General features: G+C 55.4%; 21 protein-coding genes. All 21 read right to left on the reverse strand.

The features are described from left to right. Nucleotide 1: 1 nt before the first annotated feature. The gene (locus BMF08_RS02170; protein WP_072569717.1) at nt 2-2,446 is read right to left on the reverse strand and encodes a phage tail tape measure protein; all 2,445 of its coding nucleotides are present in this window, start codon (nt 2,444-2,446) and stop codon (nt 2-4) included. After that, nucleotides 2,439-2,594: a GpE family phage tail protein gene (locus BMF08_RS02175; protein ID WP_072129390.1), complete on the reverse strand. Its 156-nt coding sequence runs from the start codon at nt 2,592-2,594 to the stop codon at nt 2,439-2,441. Before BMF08_RS02175 ends, BMF08_RS02170 begins: the two co-directional genes overlap by 8 nt. Then, nucleotides 2,591-2,926, reverse strand: coding sequence for a phage tail assembly protein (locus BMF08_RS02180; RefSeq protein WP_072569716.1), 336 nt, complete (start codon nt 2,924-2,926; stop codon nt 2,591-2,593). The genes BMF08_RS02175 and BMF08_RS02180 overlap by 4 nt, the downstream gene beginning before the upstream one ends. 62 nt (nt 2,927-2,988) lie before the next feature. Continuing rightward, nucleotides 2,989-3,507 carry a phage major tail tube protein gene (locus BMF08_RS02185; RefSeq protein WP_072569715.1) on the reverse strand — a complete coding sequence of 173 codons (519 nt, stop codon included), beginning with the start codon at nt 3,505-3,507 and terminating at the stop codon, nt 2,989-2,991. A 15-nt stretch (nt 3,508-3,522) separates the two neighbouring features. Continuing rightward, nucleotides 3,523-4,701: a phage tail sheath protein gene (locus BMF08_RS02190; RefSeq protein WP_072569714.1), complete on the reverse strand. Its 1,179-nt coding sequence runs from the start codon at nt 4,699-4,701 to the stop codon at nt 3,523-3,525. A 136-nt stretch (nt 4,702-4,837) separates the two neighbouring features. Further along, nucleotides 4,838-5,056 carry a tail fiber assembly protein gene (locus tag BMF08_RS21220; RefSeq protein WP_072569713.1) on the reverse strand — a complete coding sequence of 73 codons (219 nt, stop codon included), beginning with the start codon at nt 5,054-5,056 and terminating at the stop codon, nt 4,838-4,840. Further along, nucleotides 5,040-5,294, reverse strand: a complete 255-nt coding sequence (locus tag BMF08_RS21225) for a hypothetical protein (RefSeq protein ID WP_199775942.1) — start codon at nt 5,292-5,294, stop codon at nt 5,040-5,042. Before BMF08_RS21225 ends, BMF08_RS21220 begins: the two co-directional genes overlap by 17 nt. After that, nucleotides 5,294-6,703, reverse strand: coding sequence for a phage tail protein (locus BMF08_RS02200; RefSeq protein ID WP_083580958.1), 1,410 nt, complete (start codon nt 6,701-6,703; stop codon nt 5,294-5,296). Before BMF08_RS02200 ends, BMF08_RS21225 begins: the two co-directional genes overlap by 1 nt. Continuing rightward, nucleotides 6,700-7,308 carry a phage tail protein I gene (locus tag BMF08_RS02205; protein WP_072569711.1) on the reverse strand — a complete coding sequence of 203 codons (609 nt, stop codon included), beginning with the start codon at nt 7,306-7,308 and terminating at the stop codon, nt 6,700-6,702. The genes BMF08_RS02200 and BMF08_RS02205 overlap by 4 nt, the downstream gene beginning before the upstream one ends. Next, the gene (locus tag BMF08_RS02210) at nt 7,301-8,209 is read right to left on the reverse strand and encodes a baseplate assembly protein (RefSeq protein ID WP_072569710.1); all 909 of its coding nucleotides are present in this window, start codon (nt 8,207-8,209) and stop codon (nt 7,301-7,303) included. The genes BMF08_RS02205 and BMF08_RS02210 overlap by 8 nt, the downstream gene beginning before the upstream one ends. A gap of 6 nt (nt 8,210-8,215) precedes the next feature. Further along, nucleotides 8,216-8,563 carry a GPW/gp25 family protein gene (locus tag BMF08_RS02215; protein ID WP_072569709.1) on the reverse strand — a complete coding sequence of 116 codons (348 nt, stop codon included), beginning with the start codon at nt 8,561-8,563 and terminating at the stop codon, nt 8,216-8,218. Further along, on the reverse strand, nt 8,560-9,201 hold the full coding sequence (locus tag BMF08_RS02220) for a phage baseplate assembly protein V (protein WP_072569708.1): 642 nt from the start codon (nt 9,199-9,201) through the stop codon (nt 8,560-8,562). The genes BMF08_RS02215 and BMF08_RS02220 overlap by 4 nt, the downstream gene beginning before the upstream one ends. A 103-nt stretch (nt 9,202-9,304) precedes the next feature. Further along, a complete protein-coding gene (locus tag BMF08_RS02225) occupies nt 9,305-10,180 on the reverse strand; it encodes a DUF2971 domain-containing protein (protein ID WP_072569707.1) in 876 nt (291 codons plus the stop codon). 5 nt (nt 10,181-10,185) lie between these two features. Next, complete coding sequence (locus tag BMF08_RS02230; protein ID WP_072569706.1) at nt 10,186-10,638, reverse strand: phage virion morphogenesis protein; 453 nt, start codon at nt 10,636-10,638, stop codon at nt 10,186-10,188. Beyond that, on the reverse strand, nt 10,631-11,098 hold the full coding sequence (locus tag BMF08_RS02235) for a phage tail protein (protein ID WP_072569705.1): 468 nt from the start codon (nt 11,096-11,098) through the stop codon (nt 10,631-10,633). Before BMF08_RS02235 ends, BMF08_RS02230 begins: the two co-directional genes overlap by 8 nt. Beyond that, the gene (gene lysC / locus BMF08_RS21305) at nt 11,061-11,306 is read right to left on the reverse strand and encodes an Rz1-like lysis system protein LysC (RefSeq protein WP_234007207.1); all 246 of its coding nucleotides are present in this window, start codon (nt 11,304-11,306) and stop codon (nt 11,061-11,063) included. Before lysC ends, BMF08_RS02235 begins: the two co-directional genes overlap by 38 nt. Next, entirely contained in the window at nt 11,206-11,619 is a 414-nt protein-coding gene (lysB, locus tag BMF08_RS02245; protein WP_072569704.1) for an Rz-like lysis system protein LysB, read from the reverse strand. The genes lysC and lysB overlap by 101 nt, the downstream gene beginning before the upstream one ends. Continuing rightward, on the reverse strand, nt 11,616-12,125 hold the full coding sequence (locus BMF08_RS02250; RefSeq protein WP_072569703.1) for a lysozyme: 510 nt from the start codon (nt 12,123-12,125) through the stop codon (nt 11,616-11,618). The genes lysB and BMF08_RS02250 overlap by 4 nt, the downstream gene beginning before the upstream one ends. Further along, complete coding sequence (locus BMF08_RS02255; RefSeq protein WP_052921530.1) at nt 12,109-12,330, reverse strand: HP1 family phage holin; 222 nt, start codon at nt 12,328-12,330, stop codon at nt 12,109-12,111. Before BMF08_RS02255 ends, BMF08_RS02250 begins: the two co-directional genes overlap by 17 nt. Next, complete coding sequence (locus tag BMF08_RS02260; protein ID WP_072569702.1) at nt 12,321-12,524, reverse strand: tail protein X; 204 nt, start codon at nt 12,522-12,524, stop codon at nt 12,321-12,323. Before BMF08_RS02260 ends, BMF08_RS02255 begins: the two co-directional genes overlap by 10 nt. Continuing rightward, nucleotides 12,524-13,033 carry a head completion/stabilization protein gene (locus tag BMF08_RS02265; protein ID WP_072569701.1) on the reverse strand — a complete coding sequence of 170 codons (510 nt, stop codon included), beginning with the start codon at nt 13,031-13,033 and terminating at the stop codon, nt 12,524-12,526. Before BMF08_RS02265 ends, BMF08_RS02260 begins: the two co-directional genes overlap by 1 nt. Between the last annotated feature and the right edge of the window lie 55 nt (nt 13,034-13,088).

Raw genomic sequence — 13,088 nt, forward strand, 5'->3', positions numbered from 1 at the left:
CTCAGTAGTCGTGACTCATACTGGCACGCTGGCGCGCACGTTTATCACGCTCAATCTGTTCAAGCGTGTCACGTAGCTGTCGGTCAAGCTGATGCCCCGGTGCAACGCCACCCGGCAGAGTGATGTTGTATTCGCTTTTGCTCTGGTCGATGTAAGAGCGCCCCGCCGGTGCGGTAACTGGCTGGTAAGCCTGATAGCCGCCATATGTGCTGGTTGCCGGGATGTAGGAATTACCCTGCGTGGCGGCGTTGGTTTTTGCGGCGGTCTGGTCGAGATTGTCCGACTCTTTGTTGATGATGCCGAGCTTTTCGAGAAGCCAGTCGACACCGCTTCGCAGCTTGTTAAAGACGTTAAGCGGTGCCATCAACGCTGAGTCCAGTGCCTGACCAAAAATGACGCCGACATTTTTACAGCTATCGAGCGTCTCCTGCGTGGCCTTGACCGGTGCAATCAGGTCCTTAAACCACTGCCAGACACCGCGCAGCTTCTCACCGAGCCCGTCAAAGATTGGTGTCAGTGGAGCGAACATTTGCCCGACCGGTGCAAAGGCACTCATGATGCCCTCAATCACCCCTGAGAAAAATGCGCTGATGGGCTCCCAATATTTGCGAATGAGTAGTGCCCCGGCCACAATCGCCGCCCCGACGGCCACAATCGGCCAGGTAATCGCGCCGAGTGCGGTCACAATGGCACTCCCGGCGACAGTAAAGACCGTACCCATCACGCCAGCGGCGGCGATAATGGCGTTGATTCCCATGACAACAGGCCAGGCAACGAGGCCAATGCCGCCGATGATGCCAATCAGAGCCAGTGCACCACCGGCAATGATGCCGATAGTTGTCGCGAGCCCCTTATTTTTCTGGATCCAGCCGTCGAGCTTTAAAACGTATTGTGTGGCGGTTTGAGTGAGCTTACGCAGTGACCCTTCTTGCTGGTCAAAAAGGTCGGTACCGACTGCCTCATAAGCAGACTGGAACTCTTTAAAGTCGCCGCCGAGGTTATCCTGCATAACCTTAACCAGTTCCTCGGTTTTACCGTCCGAGGCTTTAAACGCTGCGGTGAGCCGGTCAAGTTTGCCGCTTGAGGCTGCTTCCATCAGTACCGCCGCCGCCGAGCTGGCCTCCTCGCCGAAAATGGTTTTCATATACTCGCCGCGCTGGCTTGTCCCGAGGTTGTTTTTCTCAAAGCTGCGCTGCATTTCTTTCAGGATGGAGAATATCGGGCGCGTGTTCCCCTTGCTGTCGGACGTTTTGACGCCGAGCTCCTTGATGGCCTCAAACGCTTGTCCGGTGGGAGCCTGCAGGCGGCTGAGAATGGCGCGGCTACCCGTGCCCGCCATTGAACCGGTGATTTTGGCGTCGTGCAGCGCACCGACCATTGCGGCGGTTTGCTCGATGCTCACCCCGGCATTTTTTGCTACCGGCGCGGCATAGGTCAGCGCGTCGCTCAGGCCGTCAAAATCTGCGGCGGTTTTGTTCATGGTCATCGAGAGAACGTCGCCAATGTGCGCAATATTGTCGTTTGAAAGCTGAAATGCTGATTTCATCCCGGTCAGCAGCGCAGCGTTTTCCTCCATCGTGCGCCGGTTTGACAGCGCCATATTCAGCGTGACCGGCGTCGCTGCCTGAATGGCAGCAGCGTCACCGCCGCTTTTCGCAATGATGATTTGCGCGCTCGCTGCGTCATCAGCAGACGCGGCAGTATTGTCGCCGAGCTGGCGCGCCTGTTTGCGTAGCGCCTGCATTTCTGGTGATTGCTTATCGACCCCGAGCACGGCCTGCAGCTCGGAATTTTTCTGCGCAAAGTCATAACCCGGCGTAAGTAACTTCACACCCGCCATCGTTCCCGCTGTCGCGATACCGACCCCGGCAGCACCTGCAGCGGCCATGTTACCGGCAAGCTCCTTGCCTGATTTATATCGCTCTTTCACCCGGCCTAACTTAGCTTGCTGCGCACTGACGCGCGCCAGTGCTTCACGCTGGCGGTTAAGCTGCGCTGTCGTTTCGCTGATGGAGGTTTTGAGCCGACGCTCATCGGCAGACAGGGTGCGGGTATTAATACCGGCCTGCATCAGCTCCGAGCGCTGACGCTGTACCGACGTTCTCAGGCTGTTGTATTTCGTCTGCAGCTCAGAGGCGGCACGCTTTGCCGCGTCGAGTGCCTGCGCCTGCGCGCGGGTCGGACTGGTGGTGTTTTTAAGCTGCACGGCCAGCTCACCGGCCTCGCGTTTAGCTTTATCAAGCGCCTGACCGGTTACGGCCAGTTGCGCACTTGCCTTACGAAAGCCGTCGATTTTCGACGCCTGGCCGTTCAGGTCACGCAGCCCTTTTTGTGTGTTTCGAATATCGCCCGACAGGGTTTTACTCGCGGTCTGGATGGATTTAAGCGGTCGTGTCGCCTGGTCGACCGCTTTCAGCAATACCTCAAGCCTCAGGTTATTACTCATTGTGGTTTCCGCTACGCTGCAGCGCCTTTTCGCGCCATGTGATGAGCTCGGTCAGGCTCAGGGAATATAGCTCTGATGGCGGCCAGTGGAATATCACTGCAATATCCGCCATCAGGTCATCGGTCGACAGGTTGGGCGGAAAATCTATTCCACCGAAGCCGGTGACAAAAAACCAATCACCTTAGCGGCCAGCGACAGCATATCGGGCAGGTTCATCGCGGTCAGCTCCTGCGTGGTGAGCGCGGGATAGGTCATGCGGGGCAGCACTTTAATCAGCGCGTCGACTTCGGACTGCGCCACAGCCGCCAGACTGACGCCGCGCAGGGTACCGGCGTTCGGCTCAATCAGGGTGACTTTATCAATCGTCTGACCGGCACGCTGGATCGGCTTGTCGAGGGTCACGACGTTCTGGTTTTCGGTAACAACTTCATTGCCAGTCGTATCAACAAATTCAGCGGTTTTACGTGGTGCTTTTGCCATGATGTTTTTCTCTGCTCTGAATGGGATTAATAACCGGCCAGCAGTGCTGACCGGTCAGGGAATTACAGCCCGATTGCGCGGCGGTGCTGCTCCAGGCGGTCGACGCCGTTCACCTTCTCAACCATGTTGACGGTGTCGATTTCGATGATGTCGCTGCCATCAATCGTGAGGCGGTAGTAGGTGCACACGGTCGACAGTTTGGTCGAGGTGTTTTCACCCTGCTTATTCTCTCCGCCATCGATTTCCTTATGACGGCCACGCATGACCACCTCGACCGCCACGATTTCGCCGGTGTCGTCGCGCTGGTAAGAGCCAGAAAAACGCAGCGGCACGGCATCAGCACCCGGCGCGGCATACTGCGCCCACAGCGCCACATCAGGCAGACCGCCAACAGACCATTCGACGGTTAACGCATCGTCGTCGAGGCCGAGGTCAATCGCGGCCGCGCCATTCATGCCACCGCCGCGATAGTTTTCGAGCTTGCGGGTCAGTTTTGGCAGCGTCACGGATTCAACAACACCCATGTAGCTCAGGCCGTCATTGAACATGTTCAGATATTTGAGTTTGCGGGGTAGTGCCATGTTGTTTCAGGCTCCTTAGCTGTTGACCGATTCGGCCAGATTCACCAGATATTTATCGGTGATGCGCTGGCGCAGGGTCAGGCTTTCCAGTGGTGGCACCGGCGTATAGTCGTAGTCGATATACAGTTTCCCGGCCTTGAGGGTGTCCTTGTCGTTTGATTCCTCGTCAAACCAGCATTCACCGTCCACGATGTAGCCATTTGATTTCAGCTCGCGGAATTTGGCGTTAATGCCGTCGACAATGTCGCGGATGAGCGATGCGGTGATGGGCTTATCGACCGCCCACATGTGCGCCTCAGCCATTGCGTCGGCCAGTACCTGCGCGGTGCGGGTGTAGTTTTCAAACAGGAAAAGCGGATCATCAGAACAGGTGCGGTTACCCCAGAAGCGGAAACCATCCTTACGCACCAGCGTCGTCACCCCGGCCTCGTTGAGCAGGTCAGCATCGGTGCCGGATGCCTGCAAATCCCAGAACACTGAGGCACTGATACCGGTGACACCCTGCACGCCGACGTTCGACAGGGTTTTATGCCAGCCGACAGTCTGGTCGATGTAAGCACGCAGACCGAGTGCGCGCGCAGTGGCGTAGGCCGTTGCGGTGGCGTTCGCGGTGGTGTCCCACGAAAGGAAGTCAGGCCAGATAACCATCAGCTCGCGCTGGCTGAAATTGTCGCGGTATTTGATGGCGTCAGAAATGGTCTTGCAGCCCCATGCGCTGACGTAGCCAAAGGCTCGCAGGCTGATACAGACCGATGCAAGTGCGGTCGCGACGTCCTGCGTATCGAGACCCGGCACGCCGAGAATGCGCGGCTTAACGCCGGTGACCGCTTCGGCAGTCAACAGCGCCTTGATACCGGTATATTTACCGTTCTCATCCGTGCCGCCGATGATGTTGGAAATTGTCTGCGCTTCCGCATCTTCTCCGGTACCTTCGGCAACGCGCACGACAACGGTGACAGGTTTTGACTGGTCGGCGATGGCCTGGAGGGATGCGGCCAGCGTGCCTTTTTTACCGGCTTTCGCAATGGCGCTCTGCACATTGGCAATCAGCACCGGCTCATTGAGGGGGAATGTTGCTGCATCCGCATCGCTGGCCGTACAGACCATGCCGACGACTGCGGTCGCAACAGTGGAAATGACGCGGGTGCCGTCGTTAATCTCAAGCACCTGTACGCCGTGGTGAAAATCACTCATCCGGTTAACTCCGTGGTTAGTGGGCGAGTGTTATTGTCCTGGCTGGTCTGGTGAGGGGCTATTTGTCGGCGATGGATAGCGAATGGCACATAAACAAATCAAAAAAGACGGGCATCAGCCCGCCTGTATAGCCTGATTATTCTTCGCCGGGCAGTTCCGGCCATGCCACCACTGACGGGTATTTTTCTTGTAGTGGTATGTCGCGCAATGCCTGCCGGTAAGCAGCCCATGCTTTTTTATCCGTTGGCGCATCCGGCATCATCGACCAGTCACTTTCGCGGAGCAGCGCATCACGACGCGCCCGGATTTTTTCAGCATCAATTGCAGCCAGGCTGGTTTTATTTACCGTTATCATCAATTTCTCCTTCTGCGGCAATATATGTCCCGCCTGTTCCGGCCGGTGCACCCATTTTTTTGATGTTGAGCTCCCACGCCTCAAGCGCGGCACCCGGTAAATCCTCAGCGTTGACAATCCAGAAGCTGACCCCCTGAGGCACATCCTTACGACCAATATCAAGGACGGACAATCCGCACGCCGCCGGAAAAAGCACCCCGGCAGCCCCCTGATTTTCGAAAATAATTGCCTGCATCATCAGCCCCCTAAAACACACACGTCGATTACTGCATCAGCATACGTGTCGGTATTGTTATCCATCGCGACAACGTTAAACCCTGTTGTCAGCCTGTCTGTTGCACCAAATACACGGACAATCTGGTCAACCGGTGCGCCGGGCAGTACGGCGCTACCAATAACCGCATAATCTGATGTCACGGATGCGCGCGTGAAATTGAAAGCAAAGCGTCCGGTAGCGTCTTTCCGGACGCTTGAAATATTATGCGCACGATAAATCAGCCCTGATGCGCCGTTGAACTTACACCAGGCAAAGGGCATCTGAGCATCCACACCGCGAGGCACCTCAAGATTTGTCCTGGCGGTTTCAGGGTTAGGCAGATCAGCCAGATTTTGTGACTGGCGAAGCGCGCCTATATATACGGCAACCTGCGCCGCCGTTTTTCCGGACAGATTTGTTAAGGTATCGTCCTTATTTTGTTTATTCCCGAGTATGGTTTTTATTGAATTTGCAAAATTAGCATCGTTATCAATGGCATTTGCCACTTTTTCCAGCGTATTCAGCGACTCGGTGACATTACCGGTAATAAGCGAAGGCAGGCCAAGATATAACAGAATTTGAGCAGGTGTTTTCCCGGCTAAATCACTTAATGTCTTATCGTAATTCTGTTTGTTCTTGATGATTTCCGACAGTGAGTTCGAAAAATTCGCATCATTGCCAATCGCAGCCGCGAGCTTTGCGAGCGTATCAAGTGCCGCCGGTGCGTTGCTTACCAGTTCACTGATGGCGGTGCTGACAAATTGAGTTGTTGCCAGTTGCCTGTCATTCGAATTTTTTGCCGGTGTCGGGGCTGTAGGTTTACCCGTAAATTCCGGGCTTTGAATCGGTGCATACTGTGAATGAGGATTGCTGTCCTGCTTATGCAGTCGCATGATTTCGTTGGCGTAACTCGAAACCTCAATAGCTTTATCGTCAACATATTTTCGCGTCGCCAGCACGACCGACGGGTCGATTTTTAAAGTAATGGCCGACGTGCCCGACACAATCAAAATCATGCGAATGGTCTGCGTGCGGCCGCTTCCCTCCTGGAGCTGCGGCTTATAGGTTTCCGGGCAGTTTGCCACGGCAATCAGAATCCCCTCATCATCGTAAAGGCCAATCTCGCGGATCCAGAAACCGCCCTCATTCTCCGGAATAATCTGTTCCGCGATAATCTGGCTGTTATTGTCCGGGTCAACGGTCAGCAGGTTCAGCGGCCTGATGCGCCTCTGGTTAATGAGCTTCGTCTGCGCCGGGTCAGGGGTCGGCAGCGTACCATTCGCATCACCGACGGCCATCTGCGTCAGGTTGAGCTTAGTACCGAGTGCCGCCGCGTTCGCCAGCCGCGCCGCGCCCTGATTGGTCAGAATGGCAAAATATTTTGCGGTCATGCGTTCACTCTCAGGTTATCAATCAAATGAATGGCCGAGGCCGGGTAATATTCACCACCGACGACAATTTCCTCGGGGGTGTAGGGGTAAACGGTCAGCGCGTCGCCGTCGTAGCATCCCGCGCCGACATACAGCTCGCCGGTCGAGCTCAGGCTGATAGCCAGCCCGGTCAGATGGCGACTTGCCGGTTTCGCGTCATCAATCAGGCGCTCAAGCTCCTGATACATTTCGTCAGTGATGCCGCTGTCGAGCACGCCGACAACAAGACGGAATGTGCCTGGCGCCTCGTTGAGCTGCCACCACTCGCGCACCTCAATCAGAAAGCCGAGCGGCTCAACCACCCGACGCAGTGCACTGATGGTTCCTTTGTGCTGATGGACATAAAACGAGGACGCACAGACGCTGCGCTTTGTCGCTTCCGGCCACTTTTCATCCCACCTGTCGACCGACAGCGCCCACGCCAGATACGGCAGCAGGTTTACCGGGCAGGTGCGCCAGTTCCACAGGGTGCGAAGCGGTACCGGCACACGCTTAATCTCTGCGAGCGCGGCGGCAGCGGCAACCTCAAGGGGTGATGAGCCTGCGGGTAACAGCCGGTCACTCATCCGATCCCCCGATAGCAATCTGGTACTCGGTGCAGTTTGACGCCTGCGATTTACTCAGCACGATGTCGGCCTGCGGTGATGCCAGTTCGACCCGTTGCACACCTTCAACATGCAGCGCTGCGTAAATAGCTGACAGGCGGATATCACGCCCGAGGCGGTGCTGCGCGCTGATATAACTCTGCAGTTTCTGCTCGGATGCCTGTCTGATGGGTTCAGATTCGGGGCCTGGGTAAACGTAGAGCGTCGCATCAATCTGGTAGGGCACAATCTCCGCTGACTGGACGGTCACGCGGTCAGCTACCGGGCGAACATCTTCGGCATTCAGCGCCTTATCAACTATTGTCAGTAACTCTTCGCTGGCGGTGCCGTCGCCCTCGCGGGATAACACGGTAATCGTCACGCAGGCTGGCGACGGGCTTGTGACCGAGACGTCAGCGACACGCCCGTCAGCGCTGCGCCCGTGATATTCATATGCCCCGACCGGACCCGCCACGCTCAGCCCCTCAAACGCCTGTTGCGCGCGCAGACGCAGGTCGGTATCTGATTCCATGACGGCAGGTGTCGGCGGGATGGTGGAGTCATCCGCCGGGGTGATGGTCAGGCGTTCGGTATTGTTGTTTCCGGCCACGACGTCAAGGTCGGTGCCGGTGGAATAGGCGAGCGTCACAGCCTTCGCCGCTTCGTTCACCCGTTGCCGCCAGATAACCTCCCGGTAGGCGTTCTCCTGCAACAGCTTAACAATCGGCTCTGACTCAAGGGTCAGTGTTCGGGCGATGGCTTCCTGCTGGTCTTCCGGATAAAGCGAAATCAGCGTCGTGATACGTTCCGCAAGGATGGTTTCATAATCCAGTTCCTCTACCACATCGGGAACAGGTAACTGACTCAGGTCAACAGTTGCCATAGTGATTTAACTCAGTGAAACGGTGGTTGAAACTGACGCACCGGTATCGGTACGCATCCCGGTAATATCGACATACATCTCGCCAGCGCCGCCGGTCTCAAAGCTGATGGATGTAAGTCTGATGCGTGGCTCCCACTTCTGGATCGCGGAATAGCACGCCACCATGATTTGCAGCCTGAGCGCAGGGTTTTGCGGCATATCAATCAGCGCAGACAGGAGCGAGCCATATTCACGCCGCATCACCCGCGAGCCGACCGGCGTCAGCAGTATGTCGCGCATGCTCTGGCTGATGTGCTCAGTGTCGCTGATGCCGATGCCGGTATTTCGGTTCATGCCCTGATAACGTGCCGTCATTGGATCCCCTTAGTCCAGTTCCCGCCGCTCTGGACATTACCGTGGTCATGGTCATCAACCTGCACGCCGTTAGAGGTGAGTTTCCCGCCGGTATGTTCAATGTTGCCGCGCATGGTCCCGCCCTTCTGCACCTCAAGCGTCGCCGTCGTCAGCTTGTTGGTGCAAATCACTTCCGGCGCGTCGAGGGTGATACTGGTCGAGGCTTTCACCAGTATCAGCGGCACGGTTGCGGTGATGGATTCCGATGCGGTCACATCGGCGGTTTTAATGCCGCTTACCGTCAGCGCGCCATCCCTGGGCTCATACTCAATGACCGCGCCATCAGGGAAAACCACATGCCACGCATCCGCCGAGGCAGACGGGGCGGGGTTATCGTCCGAGAAAATACCCGGCAGCACGAAAGCGGTATCAAGCTCGCCACCGATAGCCAGCAGCAGCACCTGCTCACCGACCGAGGGAGCCCACCATGTGCGCGAACGACCGGCGCGGGTGGTCAGCCAGTTCAGCCAGGTCGTTTGGATCCCGCCGCTTTGTACGCGGCACAGCCCCTGCACGGTATCGACCTCAGTCACCACACCTGAACGGATGAGGTTGCGAATCGCACGCGCGAGATCTTGGATATTATTTAAAGTATTCATAGTGTGTGAAGAATGCCGCTCATATCCATAAACGGCAAAGAGTCAGAATAGTATCGACTATCACACAACACGGGTGTTAATTATGAAAATGCTGTTTATGTAACTACAACCTCATCGGTGCAAACACCATTTCTGCATTTTTTTTGACAGCTTGATAAACTGAGGGCGTGGCTTTATATTCTTTGAGTAATGCTATGACTTGTTCCTTCTCAGATGCAGAGGTTTTAATGCCAAAAGTCACATCACTTACTGAGGAGATGTCAAATTTCAACCATTCCGAGTCAGGATTCCTTTTTTGCCTAATGAATCTAAACTCATTTTCATATTCCCATATTGTTTTTTTAACATAGAAAAATGGGCTTAACTTGTTTATGACATATTTTGCAAGGAGGAGTGACTTATTCGGATGATTTAAGAATGCATTACCTTCACTAAAGGCGGCATCAATTCCATCTTTATGATTGATTATGTATTTAAACACTTCAGCAAGGTGAACTTTCATCTGTTCATCTAGAGTATTGTTTTTATTTGGGTAGCTCACCGGACGAGCTTCCGATGTGAATTTTTCGGCCGAGGTATCAAAGCCGACAACTGTTCCAGAGTGGTTGACCGCATAATGCGACCACATCAGAATGTTATCTTTTTCTTTAGCTAAGCATAATACTCTGTAGTTTTCTATGTATTCATCCCAACTTTTGCGAACATCCTCAATATTAGAAAGTATCATTTCGTGAAAGCCTGAAAATACATTTTCTCTTTTAATATGTGCTAGTAGTTTTTTCTTGTCCTCCCCCATACTTCTAGGAAAGCTCTTAATAAATATTTTTTCCATATTAATCGAACCCAAGTAACTAGGGAAATTACAATCAAAGGGATCGTTAAATTCCTTAGGGGTTGGAAATCTCAACGATTGATTTTCTAGAATTAACTTTAAAGACCCCGGCCTTACATATTTATATAAAGTATTAGGCTGATTCATAGATATTACCCTTTTCCTAAAATGGAAATCATTGCGTCCTGAATTAATATATTATCCTCTTGTGTAAAACCGAGCAACGGGCGTTCCTCGTACTGCACATCCCGGCTGTTGCGGTTTGGCCGGTCTTTGAGGCCGTACTGATGTACCCGCGCCATGCGCTGCACCTTGCCGGTAAACTCAACCACCGCCGCATTGTCGCTGCCTTTGGCTTTCATAAAGCGACTGGTGCGCAGTTTCGCGAACATTTCGCGCTTAATCCGGCCTTTTTTACTCCGCACCGGCTGGCGCTTTCTCGCGGCATACGGGGTGCCGTCGGGTACCTGTTGACGCTTAATGCGCTGTTGTTGGCTGGCGCGCAGCTTTTTCGCAATCTCAGCCGCCATTTGTCGCCGCGCCGCCGGTGACAAACTGGCAATCAGACCTGCAAGGCGTTCCTGCAGGACGGTTAAGTCACTCATCCCACTTACTCACCAGTTCGCCATTAACGTACAACTCCACCGGGCGCGTCACCGGCTCAGGCAGTGGCGGCTCCGGGGCATAGCTGACATGCAGCGCGCCATCGACCTCTTTGACGAGCGTGCGCTCGGTGAGCCTCAGGCTGATACTGATATCGAGTGAATCGTCGTTATTGACATCAATCATCCAGGTGAATCCTTTTTCCCGACCGTCGTCGGTGGTCATAATGTCCGGCTGATGTTCGCGCAGCCATGCCTGCACCGGCACGAATATCAAATCAAGATCGCCGGTGAAGTCAGTAACCACCACGTTAAGCACGTACACCTTTTCAAACGACAGCGAGTTCGCCAGTCGGGAATCGGTATGCCCGTTGTCAGCAAAAAGGCGCAGCATCTCGGGGTTATTTCGGAGCTGCGGCACGGCGTTAATCAGTGCTGTGCGCAGGCTTTTGTGCTTCTGCATCGAGTTCATCCTGACAGTGTTTGACGGTTTTGACCTGCAGCGCGCAGGCGGTCAGCGCGCCCTCAAGGCGGCGGATATCCGCGCTCAGGTCACCATTAGTTTTCGGATCACTTTCCGGCATCGGGCAAAGGCTCACCCTCGGGCATCCACTGACCACAATCACCGGCGCTGGCGCAGGCGGGGCGGAAGTGCACCCGACGCACAACATCAGGCAAAGGAGCGTTATACCAGCGGCGAAAGGCTTCATTTTCATTGAGTAACCTCGTTATCGTCTGCTCACGGCGGCTGGCCTCTGCGCTTGCCTTTGCGAGCTGTTCACGCAGTGCCACCTGCGCGGATTCATTACGTCGGGCGAGCGTACCCGCGACATTGAGCTGATTTTTCAGCATGCCAATCGTCGTCTTTTGTGCGCTCGCGACCCGGTTTGCCGTCTCAAAGGAGCGGGATAAATTGCCGTTCTCATGACGCAACCACAGCAGGCCGAGTACGGCCAGTACCAGCAGCATGACTACAACTTTCATTTCACCCCCGGCAGACAGTAAGCGCGCTCACGCTGACGGCGATTTTCGAGGCCGGTATTACGCTGCCCGTTGACGTACACCCAGCGGGTAAGCTGGTCGCATGCCTGCCACCACTGATGACGCTTGATGTAAGAGACCAGCGTCGAGCGACAGGCCGCGCCTGTGCCGACGTTAAAAGAGAAACTGACCAGCGCGTCGTAAACCTGTTTCGGCATGGTGACCGGCACGCAGACCGCGAGACGGCGCTCGGTGTTCAGTACATCGGCGACCAGATTTGCCGCCGCTTCGCGCTCGGTGATATCGCGTTTCGGTACCACCCCGGCAGTGTGGCCGATGCCTGATGTCCACACGCCCGCGCTGCACTGGTAAGGTGTCAGGCGACACCCTTCGAGGTCGGCAATCAGTGCCAGACCATCAGGCGAGGTATTCAGCAGACGAAAATCAGGCATCAGTGCCGCCAGCGCCAGCACTGCGGCCACACTGCAACGTTTAACGATTGAGCTCACGGGTCACCCCTTTGTCGATTCCCATTTCGGTCAGATAGCGAAAGGTTTTGCGCCGGTACCAGAAATTCACCGCCGCCGTAAAAATGGCGCACAGACTACCCACATACAGCGCCAGCTTTTCGGGCGACATTGCCCCGAAATACGCCACCCCCACGGCCAGCCAGTAGGCGATAAACGTGGTGATTTTTTCCATACTCAGTCCCATAGGTTCAGGGTCTCCGCCGTGGGTGATGTTTCAACGTCGGGTAGGTCAATCGCCGTGCCATGCGGCAGAATGACGCCCAGCTCAGACAGGCCGGGATTAGCCTGCAGCACCTTCTCGACCACTCCCTCAGTGCGCCCGTAATAGCGGGCGCAAAGTGCGTCGAGGGTGTCGCCCTGCATCGCATAGACTTTCATCAGAGCTGACCCACGATGCAGCGCGGCTTATCCTGCAGGCGTGCGACCGACCAGCGCATATCCCGCCACAGGTCATCAATGGTGGTTTCGACGCTGTCGGCTTTTTTATCGCCCTTGCCGGTGGCCTCAACCCCGCGATAACGCTCATACAGCGTGGCGGTCGCCATCGCCGTCACGGCGCTCAGGTAGTGGAAAATTCGCACATTCTCGCCGTCGATTTCCTCGGCGCCAGGCACGTCGGCCAGTTCTTTAAAGCCTGCGGCAATCTGGTGCAGCCGGTAGTCGTAAAGCTCCGCATTGGTTTCCGCCATGCCGATCTTGATGGCGTTACGCAGACGCGCATCGGAAACCGTCTGCTCAAGGCGCATCAGCTCACGCACGCGCTTCGGATCCACATCAGGAAAAAAGAACGTGTTTTTAATCACTGCGTCGCCCGTCTCCGGTGCGGGAATCACCACGCCCGGTACGCCCTGCGGTTCGTCGGGCTGATTCAGTATTACTGTCGTCATGACAACCTCATTAGGTTGGGCGGTGGACGCCGGTCGCCGTCAGGGTTAATACCCG

It is taken from the genome of Enterobacter sp. SA187 (genome assembly GCF_001888805.2).
GTDB lineage: Bacteria > Pseudomonadota > Gammaproteobacteria > Enterobacterales > Enterobacteriaceae > Enterobacter_D.